This window comes from Lysinibacillus sp. NPDC056959 (genome assembly GCF_042674095.1).
GTDB classification, from domain to species: domain Bacteria; phylum Bacillota; class Bacilli; order Bacillales_A; family Planococcaceae; genus Lysinibacillus; species Lysinibacillus zambalensis.
In genome coordinates this window covers 327501-350941 of sequence record NZ_JBHURE010000003.1, presented here as the reverse complement: position 1 = coordinate 350941, position 23441 = coordinate 327501, and the positions used below count along the sequence as shown (strand labels likewise).

General features: G+C 35.1%; 22 protein-coding genes. 13 read left to right on the top strand and 9 right to left on the bottom strand.

Annotated features, from left to right (window positions below):
- The first annotated feature begins 118 nt into the window (after window positions 1-118).
- Together ACFTQ7_RS05920 and ACFTQ7_RS05915 are read left to right on the top strand one after the other, a co-directional pair.
- A complete protein-coding gene (locus tag ACFTQ7_RS05920; protein WP_053484870.1) occupies window positions 119-319 on the top strand; it encodes a cold-shock protein in 201 nt (66 codons plus the stop codon).
- A gap of 275 nt (window positions 320-594) precedes the next feature.
- Complete coding sequence (locus ACFTQ7_RS05915) at window positions 595-933, top strand: hypothetical protein (protein WP_386827704.1); 339 nt, start codon at window positions 595-597, stop codon at window positions 931-933.
- 62 nt (window positions 934-995) lie between these two features.
- On the opposite strand, the gene ACFTQ7_RS05910 is transcribed toward ACFTQ7_RS05915, so the two are convergent.
- The gene (locus tag ACFTQ7_RS05910; protein WP_386827703.1) at window positions 996-2372 is read right to left on the bottom strand and encodes an MATE family efflux transporter; all 1377 of its coding nucleotides are present in this window, start codon (window positions 2370-2372) and stop codon (window positions 996-998) included.
- A 517-nt stretch (window positions 2373-2889) separates the two neighbouring features.
- Between ACFTQ7_RS05910 and ACFTQ7_RS05905 the strand changes: the two genes are divergently transcribed.
- The 3 genes from ACFTQ7_RS05905 to ACFTQ7_RS05895 all read left to right on the top strand — a co-directional run bounded on the left by ACFTQ7_RS05905 (window position 2890) and on the right by ACFTQ7_RS05895 (window position 4465).
- Window positions 2890-3252: a hypothetical protein gene (locus ACFTQ7_RS05905; RefSeq protein WP_386827702.1), complete on the top strand. Its 363-nt coding sequence runs from the start codon at window positions 2890-2892 to the stop codon at window positions 3250-3252.
- Window positions 3253-3316: 64 nt separating this feature from the next.
- The gene (locus ACFTQ7_RS05900; RefSeq protein WP_386827701.1) at window positions 3317-3865 is read left to right on the top strand and encodes a TlpA family protein disulfide reductase; all 549 of its coding nucleotides are present in this window, start codon (window positions 3317-3319) and stop codon (window positions 3863-3865) included.
- Between the two features lie 96 nt (window positions 3866-3961).
- A complete protein-coding gene (locus tag ACFTQ7_RS05895) occupies window positions 3962-4465 on the top strand; it encodes a DinB family protein (RefSeq protein WP_386827700.1) in 504 nt (167 codons plus the stop codon).
- 1093 nt (window positions 4466-5558) lie between these two features.
- Here ACFTQ7_RS05895 and ACFTQ7_RS05890 read toward each other — a convergent pair.
- The gene (locus ACFTQ7_RS05890) at window positions 5559-6563 is read right to left on the bottom strand and encodes a nucleoid-associated protein (protein ID WP_386827699.1); all 1005 of its coding nucleotides are present in this window, start codon (window positions 6561-6563) and stop codon (window positions 5559-5561) included.
- Between the two features lie 441 nt (window positions 6564-7004).
- Here ACFTQ7_RS05890 and ACFTQ7_RS05885 point away from each other — a divergent pair, with 441 nt between their 5' ends.
- The 5 genes from ACFTQ7_RS05885 (at window position 7005) to ACFTQ7_RS05865 (ending at window position 12208) form a co-directional block, all read left to right on the top strand.
- Window positions 7005-8564, top strand: coding sequence for a spore germination protein (locus ACFTQ7_RS05885; protein ID WP_386827753.1), 1560 nt, complete (start codon window positions 7005-7007; stop codon window positions 8562-8564).
- Between the two features lie 25 nt (window positions 8565-8589).
- Entirely contained in the window at window positions 8590-9687 is a 1098-nt protein-coding gene (locus ACFTQ7_RS05880; protein ID WP_349662002.1) for a spore germination protein, read from the top strand.
- Window positions 9684-10889: a Ger(x)C family spore germination protein gene (locus ACFTQ7_RS05875; RefSeq protein ID WP_386827698.1), complete on the top strand. Its 1206-nt coding sequence runs from the start codon at window positions 9684-9686 to the stop codon at window positions 10887-10889. Before ACFTQ7_RS05880 ends, ACFTQ7_RS05875 begins: the two co-directional genes overlap by 4 nt.
- A 232-nt stretch (window positions 10890-11121) precedes the next feature.
- Window positions 11122-11583: a tRNA (N6-threonylcarbamoyladenosine(37)-N6)-methyltransferase TrmO gene (gene tsaA / locus ACFTQ7_RS05870; RefSeq protein WP_386827697.1), complete on the top strand. Its 462-nt coding sequence runs from the start codon at window positions 11122-11124 to the stop codon at window positions 11581-11583.
- A gap of 61 nt (window positions 11584-11644) precedes the next feature.
- On the top strand, window positions 11645-12208 hold the full coding sequence (locus ACFTQ7_RS05865) for a GNAT family N-acetyltransferase (protein ID WP_386827696.1): 564 nt from the start codon (window positions 11645-11647) through the stop codon (window positions 12206-12208).
- 145 nt (window positions 12209-12353) lie between these two features.
- Here the strand turns inward: ACFTQ7_RS05865 and ACFTQ7_RS05860 are convergent, their stop codons facing one another.
- The 7 genes from ACFTQ7_RS05860 to ACFTQ7_RS05830 form a co-directional block, all read right to left on the bottom strand.
- Window positions 12354-13214, bottom strand: coding sequence for a DUF6612 family protein (locus ACFTQ7_RS05860; protein ID WP_386827695.1), 861 nt, complete (start codon window positions 13212-13214; stop codon window positions 12354-12356).
- 432 nt (window positions 13215-13646) lie between these two features.
- Entirely contained in the window at window positions 13647-13931 is a 285-nt protein-coding gene (qoxD, locus tag ACFTQ7_RS05855; protein WP_323647659.1) for a cytochrome aa3 quinol oxidase subunit IV, read from the bottom strand.
- Window positions 13931-14530: a cytochrome aa3 quinol oxidase subunit III gene (gene qoxC, locus ACFTQ7_RS05850; RefSeq protein ID WP_349661998.1), complete on the bottom strand. Its 600-nt coding sequence runs from the start codon at window positions 14528-14530 to the stop codon at window positions 13931-13933. The genes qoxD and qoxC overlap by 1 nt, the downstream gene beginning before the upstream one ends.
- Before the next feature lies 1 nt (window position 14531).
- Window positions 14532-16475, bottom strand: a complete 1944-nt coding sequence (gene qoxB, locus ACFTQ7_RS05845; protein ID WP_349661997.1) for a cytochrome aa3 quinol oxidase subunit I — start codon at window positions 16473-16475, stop codon at window positions 14532-14534.
- 64 nt (window positions 16476-16539) lie between these two features.
- Window positions 16540-17460 (bottom strand): cytochrome aa3 quinol oxidase subunit II, encoded by a 921-nt coding sequence (gene qoxA, locus ACFTQ7_RS05840; RefSeq protein WP_386827694.1) that lies wholly within the window; start codon window positions 17458-17460, stop codon window positions 16540-16542.
- A gap of 833 nt (window positions 17461-18293) precedes the next feature.
- Window positions 18294-19136 carry a DUF2785 domain-containing protein gene (locus ACFTQ7_RS05835; protein WP_386827693.1) on the bottom strand — a complete coding sequence of 281 codons (843 nt, stop codon included), beginning with the start codon at window positions 19134-19136 and terminating at the stop codon, window positions 18294-18296.
- A 282-nt stretch (window positions 19137-19418) separates the two neighbouring features.
- On the bottom strand, window positions 19419-19886 hold the full coding sequence (locus ACFTQ7_RS05830) for a hypothetical protein (protein ID WP_349661994.1): 468 nt from the start codon (window positions 19884-19886) through the stop codon (window positions 19419-19421).
- A gap of 574 nt (window positions 19887-20460) precedes the next feature.
- On the opposite strand from ACFTQ7_RS05830, the gene ACFTQ7_RS05825 reads away from it, so the two are divergent.
- The 3 genes from ACFTQ7_RS05825 to tig all read left to right on the top strand — a co-directional run bounded on the left by ACFTQ7_RS05825 (window position 20461) and on the right by tig (window position 22851).
- Window positions 20461-20802 (top strand): tetratricopeptide repeat protein, encoded by a 342-nt coding sequence (locus ACFTQ7_RS05825; protein ID WP_386827692.1) that lies wholly within the window; start codon window positions 20461-20463, stop codon window positions 20800-20802.
- Between the two features lie 114 nt (window positions 20803-20916).
- A complete protein-coding gene (locus ACFTQ7_RS05820) occupies window positions 20917-21450 on the top strand; it encodes a hypothetical protein (protein WP_386827691.1) in 534 nt (177 codons plus the stop codon).
- 111 nt (window positions 21451-21561) lie between these two features.
- A complete protein-coding gene (gene tig / locus ACFTQ7_RS05815) occupies window positions 21562-22851 on the top strand; it encodes a trigger factor (RefSeq protein ID WP_386827690.1) in 1290 nt (429 codons plus the stop codon).
- Window positions 22852-23441 lie beyond the last annotated feature (590 nt).

Below are 23441 nucleotides of genomic sequence, written 5' to 3'. Positions count from 1 at the left end.
GAACAATAAATTCACATATTACAAAGAGTAATCGTGTTTTATTTGATGCTTTTTGTAATATGTGAATTTTCTTTTGGTAATATGATTTTAATTAATACAATTAATGGAGGTCATTCAAATGACACAAGGTACAGTAAAATGGTTTAACTCAGAAAAAGGTTTCGGTTTCATCGAAGTAGAAGGTGGAAATGACGTATTCGCTCACTTCTCAGCTATCCAAGGTGACGGCTTCAAAACTCTTGAAGAAGGTCAAAAAGTTGAATTTTCAGTAGAAGAAGGTCAACGTGGACCTCAAGCTACAAACATCGTAAAACTTTAATTTTAATGATGTAACCATAAAAAAGGCATCCTTTCAGTAGGGTGCCTTTTTTTTATGCATAGAAGGAAGTGATGGAAAGTGGAAAAGTGGGGTAGTACTACCTATTTTTATTCCATCTCAAAATTCAACTCATCGAACATTAATTTAATTTCTTTCCCATTAACAGAAAAAGAATGCATAAAAATAGCAATTAAATTTAATTAAAAATGGAACTTAATTCCTGTTTAATCGTATACAAAGTAATAGGAGGTATAAAATTTAGGGGGAGAGTTTATATGCGTAGTAAAAATTTAATTATTATGATAGTGGCATTTATTGTAGAAGTTTTAATTACGTATTTTATTGCTTCATTTTTCTCCGTAAGGTTTATCGAGATAATGTTTTTTACTGGTATAGCTTTTGCTGGGGGCAGTTTTTACTTTTCGAGTAGTGGTGGAGATATGACTAGGTTATTTACATCTCAAGTTAGTGGGCAAACAGGCATAATTCAGAAAAGGGAAAATTTCACTTATCAATTAGGTCCGATATTTATTACGTCAGTTATATTCTTTTTAATTGGTTTAGTACTCTTTCTCTTATTAGTTTGGGGAATAATTCCTCCTGTGGAAGTTTGAAATACTTATAAAATTGCTGTAGACAAAGTAATGTATAGCTTTGTCTACAGCAATTTTAATGATTAATCGCTTAGCATTGCTTTTAATGTTCGTTTTTGCCAGCCTAGCTTGAAGTATGCGTATTGTAATACAAAATGCACACAGAAGGCAGCAGGGTAAGCTAACCAAACACCATTTAGCTCGAATGTAGTGTAGTGCGATAAAACAAACGCTAATGGCACCTCGACTACCCAAATCGCGATAACTAGGAAAATTGTAGGCCATAAGACAACACCTGTAGCTCGCATTGTAGCCGAAACTGTTTGTGTATGGCCAAAAATTAAATAGCTCCAAAATGCAATATATAGATAATTTTTTGCAATCAGTACCGTATTCTGTTGATCAATAAAGAAAGATAAAATAGGCTCCGCAAATAAATACATAATTAAAATAATCGTGCCACCTAAAATATAGTTAATAAGCACACCTAGTTGACGAATTTTTTTAATCATTTCTGTAGAGTTAGCCCCTAAAGCTTGCGCCACAAATACAGATGTCGCAATCGCGATACTCATCGCAGGCACCTGTGCATAGCTAGCCACTTGATTGACAACACCGTAAGCGGCAGTAGCATTGGAGCCGTAAACATTAACGAAGCCTATTACAGCAATTTCTGCTACAGAGATTGCAACCATACTAATGCTGGCTGGAATGGCTAACTTTAATAATGAAGCTAAAATATCCTTCTTTAATTTAAAATGCTGTAATATCGATTTGTCTAGGCGCAAAATATGCTTTGTTCTATGCAAGTAGGCAAATAATAATAACATCGTTACTAGATTGGATAAAACAGAGGCATAAGCAGCACCGTTTAAGCCAAATTCAGGTAGACCAAGCCAACCAAAAACTAATGGTGGTAGGAATGCAATATTTAAAATAACGCTTATAACTAAAAATAGAAAAGGTGTTTTAGAGTCACCTACACCACGCATAAAGGTAGTATACACCATATACCAAAACATAATCGGTAGGGTGAAAAATAAAATTTGAGCATAGCTAATACTCATATCTAAAATGTTTGCAGGTGTTTGCATAAAACGTAAAATCCATTCAATGAAAAAGCCACCAAAAATTGCGACGACAATTGATATAATCGTCGTGAAGGCCAGTGTTACCCCAACAACTTCCTTCATCTTCTCATGATTGCCAGCCCCATATGTTTGCCCTACTAAAATCGAGCTACCAGAGCCAATCCCAATAGCAAATGCCATTAAAAAGAAGAAGAATGGGAAAAATGCTGAAATCGCCGCTAGCGCATCAACTCCTAAATTACGTCCAACTATAAACATGCCAAAGACTTGCCCTAAAGATTGCAGCACATTCGCTAGCATTACAGGTATTAGAAAATTAAAAAAAGCTTTCTGTAGCTTTTTATCATCATGTAAAATTTGTTGGTCCATTTTTATGCCCTCTTGAGTTTTAATAACCCATTTCCTTTTAAATATGTGATAGCTTGCGCAGGCGTTGGTCAATTAGCCCACCATCCGCACTTAAAACTTGATTAGAGACCTTAATATCCGTTCGTTTTCTGTACATGACTACCGCTGTCATTGCATCCCCTATAAGCTAATAACGGGGTTTCATCATAAAAATGTTCGTAGCGATAAGCTTTTTTATGCTTGCCTTTTAATGTATAGTTATTTTCATCAATTTCAACCCCTTGGAAAATATTTGAATTTAGTTTAGTAAATGTACCACCAGAAAAAAAATGAAGTCATATTAGTGTGGAAATTTTTTCATATTGTTACATAATGAGGCGTTAATGGTCTTTAAAGGGTTCGTTGCGGTTATAGAGTAGAGCGAATTTAGGGAATTGATTAATGTGGTAAATTATTTATATAATGGTAAAAGTGAGTAATGATTGATACTCAAATAAAGGGGTATCCTCTATAAAAATTAATGAAGGAGGTAAATAGAATGATGATCCCATCTACAAATAATAATTACATAAATACAATAAAAAAAGATGAACTAAATGGACTATCTCCAAATTTATTTTTAGATAAAAATAAACAGAGTAAAGCGAAATATGAAATTAAAAAAGAAGATGGTTATATTCGTCATTATGTCACAAATTTAAATGGTGAAAGAGTAATGATTAAAGAAATCAAATTACCAAAGGGACAAGACACAGAACAAAGCGCAGGCGAGATGCTCGATGTTTTAATAGAAAACTTATTAAAACAATTTACAAAAATAGTAGATCATCAAAATTCTACTGAATTATTTAAAACAGGATTAGCTGGTCAAAAAGCCAAAGAAAAGTTAATAGTATCTTAACAAAATTCAATCTAGGTATGCTTGAAGAAAAATAATATTTAAAGGGTAATGTAGGTGATCATTTATGCAATTTAAAAAGCGTTTAGGTTTATATTTCTCAGCTTTATTAATCGTATTACTTGTTGGAATTGTTTTGAAAGATGTATTCCTAAAAGAAACAACAGTTAACTCAGTTAACCCATTAGTAGAAAATGAAGATGGAACAAAAAAGCTTGCTTTTGACGCAAAGTTAACACGATTAGACGAATCAACAACAACGTTTAAAGAATACAAGGGAAAGGTCTTAATCGTTAACTTTTGGGCATCTTGGTGTGGACCTTGTCAAGAAGAGGCTTCTGAATTTAGGGATTTTTATAACAATAAATCTGAAAATGTTGAGCTGTTAGCGATTAATACAACTTCTGTTGATAGTATTGAAAATGCTATGGAATTTCAAGAGTCATACAATTTGAATTTCCCTATATTTCTTGATTTAGAGGGTACACTTCAAAAATCATTTGGATTAGTGGCATATCCAACAACTTTTATTTTCGATTCTAAAGGTATATTAAAGAACAAGATAAAGGGATCGATGAATCAAAAACAATTAAATGATTATATTGATAAACTCTAATAATTTGTAAATTAATCACTTCCTTTACGATGGGAGCATTTATATGTTGGCGTCATTTTTAAGGAAATTATTAACGCAAGAAAGAGGAGGATTATTATGTATCAGACATTAAATGGTTTTTTTAAGTCTTGGGAGTTTGAAGCCGATTGTACACAGAAGTTATTGAATAATCTAACTGATGAATCACTTAAGCAGGAAATAACGTCTGAAAATTGGACTTTAGGACGTATTGCTTGGCATACGGTCACTGCAATTCGCATTATTACTTCGAATACAAGTTTAACATTTGATGCTCCAACTAAAGATTATCCTGTTCCTACTTCAGCGCAATTTATTGCAAATAGCTATTCTCAAGCTAATAATGCGTTTATGCAAGCGGTAAAAACAAATTGGACTGATCAAACCCTTCACGAGCACATTCAATTTTTCGGTCAAGACATGCAAATTGGTACACTTTTAATGTTCTTGATTCAACATCAGAATCACCATCGGGGACAAATGACGGTTCTTATGCGACAGGCGGGGTTAACTGTTCCCGGCATTTATGGTCCGGCTAAAGAGGAATGGGCAAATTTCGGTATGGACGCTCCGGAAATGTAAAATGAAATAAATGAAGATGAGGGACCAGAGCATTAAAACATGGAAGAGTATAAGGTAAGTAAAAGGACTTGTTGATAAATCATAAAAACAAGTCCTTTTTTTATCATGTTAAATACTGTCGTGAGCTTTGTCTTTCATTGTTATTACCTTTAGTAGATTCTTCTTCTGGATAAATAAAATAACTAAGGCTTGTATTGTCATTGCTAAGACAAGGAGAATGAAGTGTGAATTGTGGTACAAAATTATTGAAAGAAAATAAAATATTGGTGCAGACGAAAGGTACGAAATATATTGGTTTTTAGTTACTAAATAAATAATAGTTGAAATACAAGTTGTCACCAAAAGAAGTTCGAGTAAAATTCCGATTGAAGCACTATCAATATAATACTGTAAATCGTTTATATAGGACATATTAAAAAGATCCCCCTATTTCGATAAAAATACTTAACTTAATTGTAACATATTAACAAATTTGATGTATAGGTAATAATAGGGGATATTAGGGTGATGGAAGAGCTATTGAGCTATTTGAAGCCGTGGATTTTAGGTAATACGAAATCATTGGTAATTATTATAATTGCCTTCGAAGCGATTGCTATAATTACGCCAAGGCGAAATTGAGACCAGTTGATTGGAGTGGAGACTGGGCGACTCCTAGGGGATCACAATCGAGGAACGAAGGCTAATAGCATCACATCCTGTGATAACACCTTCGTGACCAACATCCTGCCGCTGTCGCTACGTTAGCACTACGCTTTTGCGCAAAAAACATCTGTTGCCCCAAGCGGCTCATCGGACGCCCCCAGGAAGCTCTGCTCTGTGCGAAAGCGAAGCGACAGCAACAACAAATGTTTTAACTGTGCGAAAGCGTAGCGACAGCAACAACAACAAATGTTTTCTGTAGCGAAAGCAAAGCGGCAGCTACAAATGTTTTAACTGTGCGAAAGCGAAGCGGCAGCTACAAAGCGCCCAGTCGGAACGGAAATCAACCACACGCTATGGTAAGGAGCTTCCTTTGTATACTAGGGAAGTCTCTTAGAATTTAACTTCTTTAAGTCGATTCCGGACGCAATTACGCCAAGGCTTAATTGATTTATAGTTCTTCCTGGAAATAAATTTTGTAGAACTTTCGATTTGTAGATTCATCGTAGCCTACTTCAATTAGTTCATCTACTTTTTCGATATCCTGTACGTTTACCTGGATTTCAATATTGGAGTCGAGTTTAATTTTACGTTTATATTTTTTTTCAGCCTTTTCAAGTGCGCTCTCAGAAATAACAGTTTCATAAGGTTTTACCGAATTGATGATAATGTCTTTTTGTGTTGGCTCCGCATTTTCAAACACCGTTTCAATATAATTATTTACTTGAAATTCATCTTCATTTCTAAAATAATCAAGCGTTTTATTTAAAAGACCTAGCTTTTCAGTATTTGTAAAGCTTTCTTCTTTTAAGATATATTTTTTGCATTCTGTTAAGGCTAAATTCGTTTTATAATAATGTTCATCTGCAGCTTTAATCTTTAAAAAACGTTCTTGCCAATAGATAATATCTTCTTTCCTTTTCGTTTTCATAAAGATAGCAGGTGTCTGTTCCGGCCCCATATCTACGATGATGGCCAAATTGTTGACTTTCTTTACATTGATGCCATCAATACCGTTGATAACCATTTTATTTTGCTCGTTTTTTACATCTAAAAACATTTCTTTTTCATCAATTTTAACGATGGCGATTATTTTTTTAGCTTCTGTAGACAGAAAACAATTGTCAAATAATCCAATAAACAATTCGCCACTTTTAATGTTAGGGTGCTGAGATACACTATGTAAGTGTTTAGCAATGTTTATTGATTGTTCAAGGAAACTATTTTCCTGCTCAAAAATTGCTCTCACATATGTGTAAACCTCATTTAACCCAATATTTGTTTCATGAAAAAATTCAAATTGCTGTTCCAAATCAATTTTGCTAAACGCTAGCTGTGTAAAAGCTGCCTCTAGCATGACCTCTGGTTGTGTTAATGATTCTTCACCTAACACGAGTGCATCGTCAATAAAATGTATAATATATTGTGCTAACTTACTTTCACTTACTTCTAGCATGTTTTCCACCTTCTAAAATAGCATTGTAGATAATATACCATATCATATATAGGACAATATTTTAATGTATTTTATTAGTAGTTAAAAATTAATAGTGATCACCATTAACTGAAATCTTTTGCACAACAATTGCAAAAGATTTTTTTTTACACAAAAAAGATTTTCAACATAATTACAACCTTATTCATATCTTGCGAACAATGTTGAATGAAATAAGTTTAAAATGCTGTTGCTTAGATAATGATGGAACTATATAAATCGTGAAGCTGTAATTCGCTTTATTATCAGCTTAAGAGGGTGATGAATATGTGGGAAAAGATCTTAGCCTACATTCCAGAATGGAAAGTATTTATGCAAGGTTTTATTGTATTTTTCATTCCCTATATTATTTTCAAATTGTTTAATGGGATAGTATCTAAACAAGAGATGAATGACGATGGCATGGTGAAAATAAAAGGTCAGGCGAAACCAAAAGATGAGCTCGAACACCAAACAGTGAAATCTTCCCAAGAGTCATTTGATTATTATACGGGTAATTACAACTTAGATGTTGAACTTGTTAAGAAAGAGATTGGTCATAACTGGGATGTGCATTTTAGGGAGTTTCACATAGGGAACACAGACATACGTGCAACGATTATTTTTCTTGATGGGCTGTCAGATAAAGAACTGATTGATAAACATATTTTGACATCTCTTATGGGGAATTTTTCACAAAAAGATGATCTGGAGTCTTTATATGAAAAAGGAGTCTTTTTACAGACATTTATTAAAAATGAAGTTCTTTCCGTTAGTGACATAACAGAAGAGTATGATGTAAAGCAATCTGTAGGCAAAATATTAGCAGGGACGACCGCCTTGATAATTGATGGAATGCCAAATGTATTAATGCTCGGGACAGTCAAAGGAAAATCGCGCAATATTGAAGAACCGGTATCAGAAGCATTGGTTCGAGGTCCGAGATTAGGCTTTACAGAAACGTTAAGTGATAATACGGCTCTATTGAGACAGCATGGTGAAAATAGTGATTTATCAATTATCAATTTCCAAGTAGGTAAACGTACAAAAAAAGAATTGGTTATCGCCTATGTTAATGAGATTGCAGACCCAAACTTGGTCGAAGAGGTTAAGAAAAGAATTGAAACAATAAATATTGATGATGTTGCGGAATCGGGCTACGTAGAGCAACTAATCGAAGATAATTATCTCAGCCCTTTTACACAAGTTCAGAATACGGAACGCCCAGATCGTGTTTTTGCTGCCTTGATGGAAGGAAGAGTGGCAATTTTATTAGATGGGACACCTTTTGCATTAATCGTGCCAGTGACATTTAGTATGTTATTGCAATCACCAGAAGACTATTATGAACGATGGTTGCCAAGTACGCTCATTCGTCTATTACGTTATTTAGCTGCAGCTATTACGCTTTTTGCACCATCCATCTATATATCGTTTGTCTCGTTTCATCAGGGCTTAATTCCAACTAAGCTAGCATTGTCTATGATGGGAACGAGGGAAGGTGTTCCATTTCCTGCAATAATTGAGGCACTAATTATGGAAGTAGCTATTGAAATTTTACGAGAAGCTGGGCTTCGTTTGCCTAAGCCTATTGGTCCTACAATGGGAATAGTCGGAGGGCTTGTTATTGGGGAAGCTGCTGTACAAGCAGGGATTGTTAGCCCCATTATGGTAATTGTTGTTGCGTTAACAGCTATTTCTTCCTTTGCTATTCCGCAATATAATGCGGGAATTTCATTGCGCATGCTTCGTTTCGTAGCAATGTTTTTTGCTGCTTTATTTGGTTTATATGGGGTTATCCTGTTTTTCTTACTTCTTTGCAGTCATTTGGTGAAGTTGAAGAGTTTTGGCATCCCTTTTGTTAGTCCGACGGTTCCTTATAGAGCAAGCGATTGGAAAGACTTTATGGTTCGTATGCCACTTATGATGATGAAACGTCGTCCGAAGATGTTGCATACAAAAGATTCTAGCCGTCAAGATTAGTCACTAGGAAAGGAAATAAACTGGCATGATGATTAATTCTCAAGACAAAATTACGGCTTCACAAGCAGTTGTTGTCCTCGCTAATTATATTTTGGCTACAGGAATACTTACCTTGCCAAGAACATCTGTTGAAAAGGTCAAATCACCGGATGTATGGATTAGTGTTTTTTTAGGAGGAGTCATTGCGATAATCGCAGCCGTGATTATCGTGAAATTAAGCCAAAAATATCCTGAAAAAACCTTCTATCAATATAGCCAAGATATTGTAGGGAAATGGGTAGGTTGGTTCTTGAGTTTGCTTATAATCGTCTATTTCTTTACAATTTCAGCATTTGAAGTCAGGATAATGGCTGAAGTAACCTCACTCTTTCTGCTCGAAGGTACGCCAACTTGGGCTATCATTTTGCCCTTTATGTGGATAGGGCTCTATTTGATTAGTAGCGGAATCAATTCGATTGCTCGACTATTTGAAATCATCTTTCCTATTACGTTTGTCCTCTTTCTATTGGTAGCTTTTATGAGCTTGGGCATATTTGAAATAGATAATCTACGTCCGGTATTAGGATTGGGAGTCATGCCAGTATTAAAAGGAGTAAAGACAGCAACCCTTGCATTTTTAGGTCCTGAAATTATGCTGTTGCTTGTCGCATTAATGAAGCAGTCGGAGAAAACGAAAGCAGTAAAAGTCGTCCTTGTTGGCTTAACGATTCCCTTATTCTTTTATGTCATAACAGTTGTAATGGTAATAGGTGCTTTATCAATCGATGGAGTTGTCACGAGAACATGGCCTACATTAGAACTTATGCGAAGTTTTGAAATTCCGGGGTTAATCTTTGAACGATTTGAGTCTTTTTTACTCGTGATTTGGATTATGCAAATATTCGCCACCTTTTCTATTACCTATTTTGCCGCTGCTTTAGGATTAGCTCAACTCTTTAAAAAGAACATACAGCCCTTTATATTTGGTTTGTTACCGATTATTTACATTATTTCTATGACGCCTAAAAATATCAATGACCTCTTTAAGTTCGGTGATATGATTGGGAATGCTGCATTATTCTTATTTGGTGTTTTTCCAGTACTCTTACTTTTTATTTCGAGGTTGAAGGGTGGAAAGACATGAAACTAAACAATATGAAGGTACGATTTCGTTTAGGTTTGCTATTATCTCTTATACTTTTAATTCTTACAGGTTGTTGGAGCAGTAAAGAAATTGAAGACTTAGGTCTTGTTGTAGGTACCTCGTTAGATTTAGAAACAGATAGTAGTTCTAGGGAGGCATTGGAGGAACAAGAAGCTAGAAACTCTAATAAAGAGCTGATTACAATTACCAATCAATTCGTTAACTCAGAGACAACTGGTTCCGGTGCGAAAGAAGGTAAAAAACAACAAAAAGCTTACAAAAACGTTTCAGAAACCGGAGATGCTATTCTTCCTACTTTGCGTAATATGATGTTAAAAAACGACAAACGAGCCTTTGCAGAACATTCAAAGGTCATTGTCCTAGGAGAGGATTTTGCAAGTGCATTCAATCTAACACAAACAATGGATTTTTTTCTTAGGGAACTGGAAATGAGACCAAGTGCGCTTCTTCTAATCGCTAAAAATCATGCAAGTAATATTCTTGAATCGAACGAACCAACTAAAATTCCTGCGTTTCAACTTGTTGAGATGATGAAAGGACATAAAAGAACGACAAAGATACTACCCCCGATGACATTTGCAAAGTTACAAGGAAAATTAAATTCTAGAGCAAGTTTTTTGTTGCAAAGTGTAACTTCAGAAAATGGAGAAATTAGATTTGCCGGAGCAGCTGTGATAAAAGGTAGCACAAAAAAACTGCGAGGTTTTCTTACGGGAAAAGAATTAGAGGGGATTACGTGGATAACTGGAAAGGGCAAAGGGGGTTTAGTAACAAGTTTTTATGAAGGCACAGATCAGCCGATTATATACGAGATATTGTCAATGAAAAGTAAAATTACACCCCATGTTGATGGAGACAATATTTCATTTAATGTAAAAATCGAATCTGAAGGGCGAATTGCTGAGCATTGGGTACTTTCTGAGAAAACATTTGATAATAAGTTTTTGAAAAAAGCAGAAAGGGCTACTGAAAAAGAGGTAGAGCGTCTTGTGAAAAATGTTTTAGAGAAGATACAAAAAGAATATCAAACGGACGTATCAGGGTTTGGAACAAGATTGAGAATAGAGTATCCAAAAGTATGGAAAAAGCTAAAAAAAGATTGGGATCAAACATTTAGCGAGATACCGATTCAGTGTGAGGTAAAAATAACGATAAAAGACTATGGGACGTCAGGGGAATAAAATTGATTTCGTTTTATGAAGGATAATAAATGTACATGGTAGTGAAGTTTTTACAATGCTAGGAAATATAAAAGGGATTAAGTTCGGTATACTAACACTTAATCCCCAAAAAACTGTAGATAAAGAATAAAAGCAGGTATTCTCCCAAAATTGACATTGGTAATTGTTGGAGTATACTGGAATTAAACGGAAGATATGCAAGTGGAAACAACGATAGATGAGGTCATTTTGTATGGAATACAGTATTAAACCAATAGCTGTAGTGAGCAATAGTCGAAAAATGATTAAAGATGACAATTGGGGTAACGTCATTTCTACTGTTGAATTGACAAAAGATATACATGCATCGTCTTTAAAAGGGATTGATGATTTTTCTCATTTAGAAATAATTTTTTATTTTGATAAAGTTGTAGATGAGAAAATTCAATATGAAGCGAGACATCCGAGAAATAATAAGGATTATCCGGAAGTCGGTATTTTCGCTCAGAGAGGCAAAAATAGACCTAACAAAATAGGTGTAACGGTTGTAGAATTACTAGAATTAAAAGATAGAACATTAATCGTTAGCGGCCTCGATGCTATTGATGGAACACCAATTATTGATATTAAACCTGTCATGAAAGAGTTTTTACCAAAAGGTGAATTAAAGCAGCCAAGTTGGGCAACTGATTTAATGAAGAATTATTGGGACTAGTATATGTACACAAAAGGAATGAAGATTTTTTAATTTCAATTCAATTGAAGGAGTAAACAATATGTTTTTAAATCTACATATTGAAACCGAGAGGCTGATCATTCGTCCATATGCTTTAACTGATTTGGATGAATTGTATGCAGTAGTTTCTGAGCCTGATTTTTATCGATTTATTCCAGAGGATGTACCTAGTCGAGGTGATGTTCAGCGGATAATAGAGTGGTCCATCCAATGCAACAATAAAAATACGCTTTCCAAAATACATAAATTGAATCTAGCCATAGTAGATAGGGAGAGGCAAACGTTAATTGGCTATTGTGGCCTTGGTCCAGGTGATGTAAAAGAAACTGAGGTCGAAATCTATTATGGTATTTCGAAAGCTTATAGAGGGCAAGGAATTGCGTATGAGGCTGCACAAGCTTTACTGAATTATGCGTTCAATAAGATTGGTTTACTTAAGGTTATTGCAGTCGTTCATCCTGAAAACGTGGCCTCTTTACGAATTGTAGCTAAACTAGGAATGAACTATGAATATACGTATATAAATCTTAATCCGGAACTGAAGGATTTTGAAGGATTACTTCATTATGCTATAGATAATCCTTCCGATGTTGATAAGCTTTAAACGTGGCCAATTGCCTTTAGTGAAGTAATTAGTTTATTGCGGAGAGACTCGTCTGATAAGGTAAATGTGCTGTTCTAATTGAAGCAGTACCTAAAGTAAAAGGAATCTACGTACATTAAAGTATGCAGATTCCTTTTTATGTTTATTATTGAGGGCTAGATTGTGCGTTATCGATAATTTCTTGTGGGATATCGATTGTTTTTAGGTGATTGAACTCAGTGAATGTCACAACTGATTTTGTTTTCGTTTCTAGTTCTTGATTTTCAATCTTCATTTTCAAATCGAAATTCATATCCATTTTAGTTGTATCGAAAGTCTTTTTATCGATTTCTAGAACGTAGTGTATTTTATCAATCGTTAAGTTATCAAGTGGATTTTCTTCAAGACCCATATCTTTCATTGATTTGCTAATTTCAGAATCGATCAGTTCTTTAAATTCATCGCCCTTAGCGTCTAAAGTTAAGATATATGCATTATCTGTTTGTTCGAATTTGAAATCTTTAATATAGTTTTTAAGCTGTTCTAATTGTGCCTTAGCATCCGCAGATGATGCAGTTTGTTCCATAATGTCATCAAATTGCTCGTTTGGTAATTTATACCAACCATTAGTTGCTTCATCCTTCATGAAAAAGCCTTGATCTTTCTTCATGTACATATCAATCGGCATTTCTGTACTTTTTTGATCTGAACTAGCCATATCTGGCATTGTCACTGAACCTGATAAGTGCATAGCAATTGGATCGGTAACTACATCCATATCCATATTTGATTTGATGGAAAACTCCATAGATTGTTCGCCTGCTTCAACTTTGGAATCTTGAGTCAACTCCATTTTTGCAGTTGTACTTTTAATGTCTGATTGGCGCTCTACCGCTTTTTCATACACTTGCTCTAAAGTGAGTTTACTTGTATTAGTTGTGTCTTTCTTAGGGGTAGCGCTACTGTTACAAGCTGCCAGTGTTAGTGCTAGTGCTCCAACACTTAAAACTTTAAAAAATTTGTTCATTACTTTCATCTCCTATTCTTGGTAAAAGATATAGCAATCTCTTTTTATATATGAAATAAAAAGTAGATTTACGCCATATTTATTTATTTAGTTACTAATTTAAAATAGGAATGGTACTAGGGGTCAATAAGCGAACATTAGTGGATTAGTTATTGAATAGAGGTTTCTAATGGTTTTGTGTTATAGCAAGGGACTATTGTAGCTAGTAGTTTCATATAGGTGAGCATGCTGAGCCAGAAAGCTTTTTTGTAAATGGGAGTTCTTCAAAATTTGAGACTGCTATACAAACTTTTAACAGATCAGTGCCAACTATGTTTGTAAATAAGTAAGTGAGGGGCAAGACATAAGAAGGATTGGTATTTTTGAGTTGAGAAATTAGTAAGACAAAAAGAAAGAGCCGAGAAAATGATATCATTTTCTCGGCTCTGTTTATCAATTATAGCCCCAGATCATTGCGAATAATGTACCAATGATTGTGACAACACCTACGAATACTGAATATAAAATCGTTGTATATAACGTTTTCTTGTCTTCAGATTCACCGATGTGCATGAATAATACTAATTGTACAGTTGCTTGTGCAAGAGCAGTTACTAGTAAAACACCAAATGCCATGTTAAGAGACATATCGAATTTAACAACAGCTAAAGCTACAACTGTTAGTAATAGTGAGAAGCCGAAGCCCATCACATGTTGTTTTGGGAATAATTCCTTCATCAGCTAATCAGTCCTTTCAAGTAGACGAAGCTGAAGATGAAAATCCAAACAACGTCTAAGAAGTGCCAGTACAGTGAGAAGATAAACGCTTTGTTAGCCGTTTGTGGGTTTAAACCACGGCTAGCTACTTGCATTAAAATGGCAACGCCCCAGAAGAAACCAAATGTTACGTGGAGACCGTGCGTACCAAGTAAAGTCATTAATGCCGATAAGAATGCACTTGTTCGAATTGTTGCACCTTCATTAACATATGTGACAAATTCATCGATTTCAATGGCTAAGAAGCCAAGACCTAATAGAAGTGTGATGATGAAAAATGCCATCATCGCTTTTTTATTGCCAATGCGCATTGCATGAACACCAAGACCAATTGTGAAACTACTTGTTAATAATAAGAATGTTTCCCATAATACTGGTGTTAGTTCGAAAATCTCAGCGCCATTTGGGCCACTACCTGTACGTGTTTGAAGTGTGAAATACACTGTAAATAGTGTGGCGAATAATACGATTTCGGCACCAAGGAAAATCCAGAAACCGAAAATTTTCAGGCGATTTTCTTCTGTACTATATTCTAATGGAAGTGAAGAATCGATTTTCATATTATTTATCACCTCTCAAGCTTTTTTCAGTTGCCATAACTTCTTCAACTGAAATGTATCGACCATGATCCTTTTCGAATGAACGATGAATCATAAAGCCAAATACACCAATCATACTAATGATTGCTGGAACCCATAGATTGAATACAGCAAAGAATGCTGCAAGGAAGAAGAATCCGCTCATCCAGAATGGAGTGCCAGTGTTGTTAGGCATGTGAATTTTTTCAATTTTACCGGCTGTAATATCGCGACCTTCTTTTTTCGCGAACCAGTATTCATCTAAACGTGTAACCGTTGGAACTACTGCAAAGTTATACTCTGGTACTGGAGAATGAGTAGCCCATTCTAGCGTACGACCATCCCAAACATCTGCTTTTTCATTACGTGGCATATGTTTCCAGCTGTAGTAAATGTTATATACGATTAACGCAAAGCCGACAGCAAGACCAATACCACCGATGAACGATAGCATGTTCAATGGACCGTAGCCAGTTGACTCAGAGTAAGTGTACATACGACGAGCGTAACCATCTAAACCTAAAATGAATAGAGGGAAGAATGTTACGTTAAAGCATACTGCGATAAACCAGAAAGCTGCTTTACCTAGTTTTTCATTTAAACGGAAACCGAACATTTTTGGCCACCAGTAGTGGTAACCTGCAAGTACACCGAATACTGTACCTGGAATTAATACATAGTGGAAGTGGGCAACTAAGAACATCGTATTATGATATTGATAGTCAGCACTTGCCATTGCAAGCATTACCCCTGTAACCCCACCAATTGTGAAGATAGGAATAAAGCCAAGAGCATATAGCATAGGAGTTGTAAATTGAATTTTACCGTGTCTCATTGTGAGCAACCAGTTAAATATTTTAACCCCTGTCGGAACAGCGATTGCCATTGTTGTAATAGAGAATACGCTGTTTACCATTACACCGTGACCCATTGTATAGAAGTGGTGGGCCCATACTAAGAATGATAGTAACGAAATAACGACCATACTCATAACCATTGATTTATAGCCGTATAAGTTTTTACGTGCAAATGTCGCAATGATTTCAGAGAAGATACCGAAAGCAGGTAGGATAACGATATAAACCTCAGGATGTCCCCAAACCCAGAATAGGTTGGCCCAAAGCATATCCATACCACCATTTTGCATGGCAAAGAATTGTGTACCGAATTGACGGTCAAGCATCATTAATGCAAGTGCTACAGTTAATACTGGGAATGCAAATACGATAATAATGTTTGTAATTAAAATTGACCAAGTGAACATTGGCATTTTCATTAATGTCATACCAGGTGCACGCATTTTAATGATTGTTGCGATGAAGTTAACACCAGTCATTAACGTACCAATCCCTGATAATTGTAAAGCTAAAGAATAGTAGTTGTTCCCAACAGTTGGACTGAATTCTGTCCCAGCTAATGGGAAGTATGCTGTCCAACCAGCATCAGGTGAACCACCAATGATAAATGATAGGTTTAATAAACCACAACCAGCTGCAAATAACCAGAAGCTGACTGCATTCAGACGTGGGAAGGCAACGTCACGTGCACCAATTTGCAGTGGGATTACAATGTTCATTAAACCAATTACGAATGGCATAGCCATGAATAAAATCATTAATAAACCGTGTGTTGTGAAAATCTCATTATAGTGTTGTGCATCAAGAAGTCCATTATCTGGAACTGCCGTTTGTGCACGCATTAATAGTGCATCGATACCGCCGCGGAATAGCATCAAAAGTGCTGTAGCGATATACATAATACCGATTTTTTTATGGTCAACAGTTGAAAGCCAGTTTTTGTAGAAATAGCCCCATTTTTTGAAATATGTAAGGCCAGCTACGATAACAACTGCTCCAACTACGATACTAATAGCTGCCGCTAAAATCATCGGTTCTTGCATAGGATGGAATACTTCTTCCATACTCATTGGATGCGCTCCTTTCAGGTGTAAAAATTAATGTGAATGTGTTGCTTCAGAATTTTTTTGTGAATCAGTGATTCCCATGCTCCATTTTAGAGTGATCCATTTCATCTTCGGACATGTCCATATCACTATGATCCATGCCGCCCATTTTCATGTGTTCACTGTGTTCCATTGGAGCAGGTCTAAATTCTAAGTGTGTAGATGAATAGCTTGAACGACCAACGTGTTCTGCTTTTAATAGTTCATCAAATTTTTCTTCTGTTAATGGTTTTTCTTTTGATTTCACATCAGAAACCCATTCGTCGAATTTTTCTTGTGTCATAGCTTCTGCGTCAAATTCCATTTCAGCAAAACCGCGACCGTTAAAGTTAGAGTTACGGCCCATGTATGAACCAGGCACATCTGCAGCAAGGTGAATAGTTGTTAACATGTCACTCATCGCATATTTTTGACCAGCTAATTGTGGAATCCAGAAACTTGTGATTGGTCCGAAAGAGTAAAGTTTAAACTCGATTGGACGGTCAGTTGGAATATTTACATAGTTTACAGTTTCAACACCTTGCTCTGGATAGCTAAAATGCCATTTCCAGTTAGAAGATGATGCGTAAATAACAAGTGGCTCTTTATTGTCATAACCTTCTGGTGTCGTCTCGACTGTACTTGTTGTTCTTACAGTAACAACTGCCAAGAATGCCACTATGATAATAGGGATAACTGTCCATATTATTTCAAGTAGATGACTACCCTCTTCGTGAGGAGGCTCATAATCGGCAGATGATTTTGAAGCACGATATTTAGTTAGCATAAATGCTAAAAGCACATACACGACTAGTAATATAAAGGCCATTGTAATAATGGATAAAATAATTGTGTCTGATAATGTTTTGGCATTTGGCCCTTTAGGATCAAAAATTGTTAGGGGTTCACAGCCAGCAAGAATTGCTAGCGCACTAAATGCAACAAACATTAAGCTTAACTTTTTCTTCATGTTTGACTCCTTTCTATAAAACGGCTATTCATAAATTTCATGTGTTTATATATAGATTCGAAATTATAAATAGTGGGTAATACGGTCACCTCTTTTAATTGTTGTACCAATCAAATAATCAGAAATACTTACAATGGCATGGTTCACTATGAAACATTGAATTTAGTATTTGATTGGTCTATTGCAAGCGTTCGCAAAGTCATTAATCTGTGTAATCGATTTTCAAACAATATGTCATAATCGATCGACACAAATGTCGTCGTTTGCATATAGGATTATACGCCCCGTTTGAAAGAAAAAAAATTATTTTTTTATATTTTTAATAGTAAACTGGGGATAAATATGAACATTTATTGAACAAAAATCGTTATTTCAATATTAGTATTTTTGTGTTTAATATAATAAACACTGTTCAAACGTTGAAAACACTGAGTTTCTTATCCTTAACTATGTAAATAGTTTTTTTTGTGAAAATGTCATTTCACATTTCAGACGTCATTTTGTAATAAAATCGCCGTTAAATTAGGTTGTTGAATGCTTTATTGTTGCGTTTTTAAAAAATGTGAGTAAACAAAAAGCGATATTATGGATATATAAGGATAAACTTTCAATGTAAGGGATGATTGGAAAGGGGTATTTCGGAAACGAATATAAATTATGTTAATATAATTACCAACTTCCATTTATTGTATTCTTGATATTTTACTTGAAAAGTAAAAAAAGCAAACTAAGGGGATTCTTAGTTTGCTAAATTTGGTATGGGAACGAAATTAAATGTTTGAAGCAGAAAGAAAGTGAAATTCGCTTTAGCTCGTCTAATTACGCCAGATATTTTATGCACCTAGTTTTAGCCATTTTGCGACTTGTCCATAAATAGTATTTTGAAGATTTGGGGCTAGGTTTTGCATCTTTAAAGCAAAATACAATGTTTTCATTAAATTTAATGTACATGTTCGTCCGCTGAAAAAGGCTTCGTTATAACCTTGAGTCACTAAATGCATTTCAAATTTGTCAAATGTCTGTTCGGCAAATTCTATTAATGCTTCCTCAGAGTAGTCACGAGCTAGTAACGCTTCAATAATATTAACTAAGCGTTCCTCCTCGTCGTTGACAAAAACAGTATCTTTCCAAGTAACAAGTTTCAAAGCATGCAAGATTAAAGGCGCATGTTGTAAATCAAATTTGGGGTGTTTAATTGTCATAGCCGCTAAATCTGCACCATGTGCAATGCTATGCGCCCAACCTTTATCTTGAACATGTCCTCTCGTATCTTTTTCCAATAATAAATAGCGACCAATCTTTTTAAAGAAAATTTGTAAACGCTCATCCTTTAAAATTAGTAGTTCAGCATCTTTAGCGAGAATACTTGCTACAAGTAAAGCAGAAAACGAACGAGTGAAGACACTATCTGTCATTTCTTCGCCTATGCTTAAAAATAAATAATCGTCGCCTATTACAGTATCAAATAAATATTGTAGCTGTTCATTGCTCAGTAAATTGTCGCTAAGTAGATCAATAAAAGTTCGATAAATTAATTTGTCTCGTAATTCGGCATCTGGTGAACCAATGTGCGTTAACATTTCTTGTAACAACCAATCGCCCTTTTGTAACATGAATTCTTGTCGTTCTGAAGATGTCATGGTTGAGAATGATTGTAATGTATTTTTAATATCCATCTGTAATTCCCCCGAGGTTAAATTAATTCTCTATAAGAGCATTCTTTTCGAAGTGTTAGTAGAACATAGTAAAAATGCTTATATGGAGCTAGGTCTTTTTATTATAACGCTTCAACGATGAATTTGTTGATTTGTAAAGTTTTCTAGTGATATAGAAGTATATTCGCAATGGGAATTCCAGAAACAACAAAAAGTTGATATGATAGACAAGCAACAAAAAGGGAAAGTCTTATTCAAGGAGTACAAAAAAAGACATACCTATTTAAGTATGTCTCATCTTAGTTATGATATAAGGGCTGACTTTATACCGAGCGGCCATTCAGTATAAGTATTTTGATTGGTTTTTAATTCAACGAGAATATTTGCATTTTTAATGGTTTCGATTAGCCATTCGCTATAATGAAGATTCGGTTCGGCGTGCTGTAAGATTCGTTGCATATCTTTTTGGTCGATACTTAGAAGTTTATAGTTGCATTCAATGTGTACACTTTGGGGAATAATAAAAAGTGACTCATGTTGGTGTCCGATTGAAATGGAGCCAGGAATGTAACCTTGGATACTTATAATATGTGTATTAGCTTCTTGCGTGTATAAATCAATCTTTGTTCGTGTGAGTATTTCAAATTCAATCGGGTAATCCTTCTGATAAGGATTGTCCGCTGTAGAAAACGAAACAACTTTAATTGGTAGTGCCTCAAACATAGGAGAGATGCTACTACCAAATTCACTAACTGTATCTATTAATTGCATGTATTCCACTCCTTGTGAAGAACTTTTGCCAGCAATTATGCTACGGCATAATTGCGTCAGGAATCAGCTCTGTGCATTCCTGCAGATGTTTTTTGTGCGAAAGCAAAGCGTCAGCAACAGATGTTTTTTGTGCGAAAGCAAAGCGTCAGCAACAGATGTTTTTGTCTGTAGTTAGCTGAAAGCTGAATGCCTGTAAATAGTAATAAATGAAAGATATTATTAATTATAATACAATTTATTACAAAATATGTAATGCTAAAGCAATGATTTTTTTAAAATAAGTAGGGAGTAAATTAATATCGTCATCGTTGAAAGTTAAAAATGACATATGTAAAACGTATATCATCTAATGAGATTGAATTGGAGTAAATTAGGGGAGCATTACAGATGAGATCACGGTGGGAATCAATAGAGGAACGCACAAAGATCAGTGATAACGCTTTTGTGACTAACCCCCAGTAGCTCATCGCAACTCCTCATTAAGCCCACGGTCAAATTCGTAAATCAACTCCATGATATGGTGATGATTCATATAGAAACTAATAAGTTAAATAGTCGTAAAGAGGTGAGAAAAATGACAAAGCGAAAACGACATGTTATAAAACATGACAATATTGTTGTTTTTCCTGGTGCTGTTCAGACATTAATACGTGAAGGACATATGTATGCGGAAAATTATCAATATGAAGAGGCAGTGGCCAGCTTTGAAAAAGCATTTTTATATGAAGATGGGGATGAAATGGCATTAAGTGCTTACGCGTATGCTTTATATGAATTAAAAGCATACGATAAAGTTAAAAATGTTTGTGAGCAATTGTTTGCTATGGGTACGACTTTATATGTGGAAGTAATGGAGCTGTATGTTACTGTATGTATGCAATTAAAGGAATACCATCAAGTAGAGTCGTTAATTTAGACATTAATAGAAGAAAATGTACTTCCGGAAGATCAGCTTGAGAAATTTGAACGCTTAAGAAGCTTGAATCAAGATGTTGCAAGGAATCTCCAAAAAAAAGAAGATGCAAAACGATTGTTAGAAGAGCAAGAATATGAACTTTCGGTATTTAGTGCCTTAACGGCAAATGAACAATCTATTCGACTGCATCGTTTAATGGAGACGAATGTAAGGCAATTAAAGACAGCATTGAAAGATATTATTGAATGTCCTACAATCCATCCATTTGTTCAGAGTTTAGCGTTAATTCTATTAGTGGAACAAGAAGTGTCAATTGAGATTACGGTTTCAAAATTTAATGGAACAAAGATTATTAACCCTATCAATTTAGTCTTACCAAATCAGTTGCCTCAGTATAGGGAAGTAAAAAAAATAATCGAAAATAAATTAGAGCAAGACCCATCGACGTTGGAAATGGTACAATATTTAATGGCGAAGCATGCCATTGTGACGTATCCGTTTGAATGGCACCAGTATGAAGCTGATGATATTGCCTATAGTTATATTGACTTTGTACAATCTATGCTCGGAAAAGTACAGGAAATGAACTATGAAATCATTGACTTTTTACAAATGTTAGAAAAAATGACGGAACTACATGAAGTATGAAATAAGTTGAAACTATACGCATCTATGTTATACTAAAATGGTTGTCAAAATCGTAGTTACGAATGAATTGTCTAACAATAAACTTGATTATTTATTTGGAGGTATTTATACATGTCAGCAAAATGGGAAAAACAAGAAGGTAATATCGGTACTCTTACAATTGAAGTACCTGCTGCAGAAGTAGACGCAGCAATGGACCAGGCGTTCAAAAAAGTTGTAAAACAAATTAACGTACCAGGTTTCCGTAAAGGGAAAATGCCTCGTAATATGTTTGAACAACGCTTTGGTATTGAATCTTTATACCAAGATGCATTAGAAATCATCGTTCCTGAATCTTATTCAAAAGCTATCGATGAAGCTGGTATTATGCCAGTAGATTACCCGGAAATTTCTGGTACAGAAAACTTCGTACATGGTAAAGATTTTTCATTTACTGCTCAAGTAACAGTGAAACCAGAGCCAAAACTTGGTGAGTATAAAGGTTTAGAAGTTACAAAACTTCCAGTAGAAGTTACTGATGAAGAAGTAGATGCACAAATTCAAGAACAATTAGCTCGTAAAGCAGAGCTAGAAATTAAAGAAGACGAAGCAATCGTAGAAGGCGATACAGCTGTTATCGACTTTGAAGGTTTCGTAGGTGAAGAAGCGTTTGAAGGTGGCAAAGGTGAAGACTACCCACTAGAAATCGGTTCAGGTTCATTCATCCCTGGCTTCGAAGAGCAACTTGTAGGTATTAAAACTGGCGAATCTAAAGACGTAGTTGTTACTTTCCCAGAAGAATACCATGCAGCTGAATTAGCTGGTAAAGAAGCTACTTTCAAAGTAACAGTTAAAGAAGTTAAAACAAAAGTTCTTCCAGAACTAAACGATGAATTCGCTAAAGAATTAGACCCAGAAGTTGAAGGTGTAGAAGCTTTACGCGCTAAAATCAAAGAGCAAACTGCTGAACAAAAACTAGCTGAATCAAATGCAGCACTTCGTGACGAATTAGTTGAAAAAGCAGCTGGAAATGCTGATTTTGAAGTACCTGCTGGTATGATTAACTCTGAAACTGATCGTATGTTACAAGAATTTGGTCAACGTTTACAAATGCAAGGTATGAACTTAGACCTTTACTATCAATTCTCAGGTCAATCAGAAGAAGATTTACGCGGACAAATGAAAGAAGAAGCAGAAAGCCGTGTACGTGTATCTTTAACTCTTGAAGCAATTGCAGAAGCTGAAAAAGTTGAAGCTACTGAAGCTGATATCGAAGCTGAATTAGAAAAAATGACTGCTCAATTTAACATGACAAAAGAGCAAATTACTGGTGCTTTAGGTGGCACAGCAGTTCTTGAAAACGACATTAAAATTCAAAAAACAGTTGAATTTTTAGTAGAAAACGCTAAAATTACTGAATAGGATTTTTTTGTAACTGGATAGAAAAATGAAAACAAGGTACGGCATTAAACCGTGCCTTGTTTTATCACATATTGTGTGTTTAGGTGTAGCTAGATTCCACGTTAGGTTTAGTTTTACGACTACTTTCACTGCAAAAGCATCCTCCAAAAGGAGTGCTTTTTTGAAGAGGGATAGGCAAAGCCTTTACATTTCTCTAATACATAGTGTTGTTTGACTTATCACACGATGCTAAAATTTGACTTTATTCAGCAGAGATAGGGTTTAATTGATTGATGTCTCAATTCTTCCAAATGAGGAACAACGAAATACATCCTCTTCTGAATGAAGTTAAGCCTCTGGCGAATGTAATAGATTTTGAAAAAATTGTAACTTGTACTACCGAGTATAAACGTGAAGTCACGAGTCAATACCAACTGAAGAAGGTCAGGTAGTTTGGCTAAACGTAAGGTCTCTGGTCGCTAGTGCTTTCTGAAGAATCAGTTACTTACACTTATGTGGTAATAAAAGGTATTATTAGTAGAATTTAGACTCGCCCTAAGTAGTGGATAACATTTGTTAAACTACTCGCTATGATGGTGAGCTGGAATTTA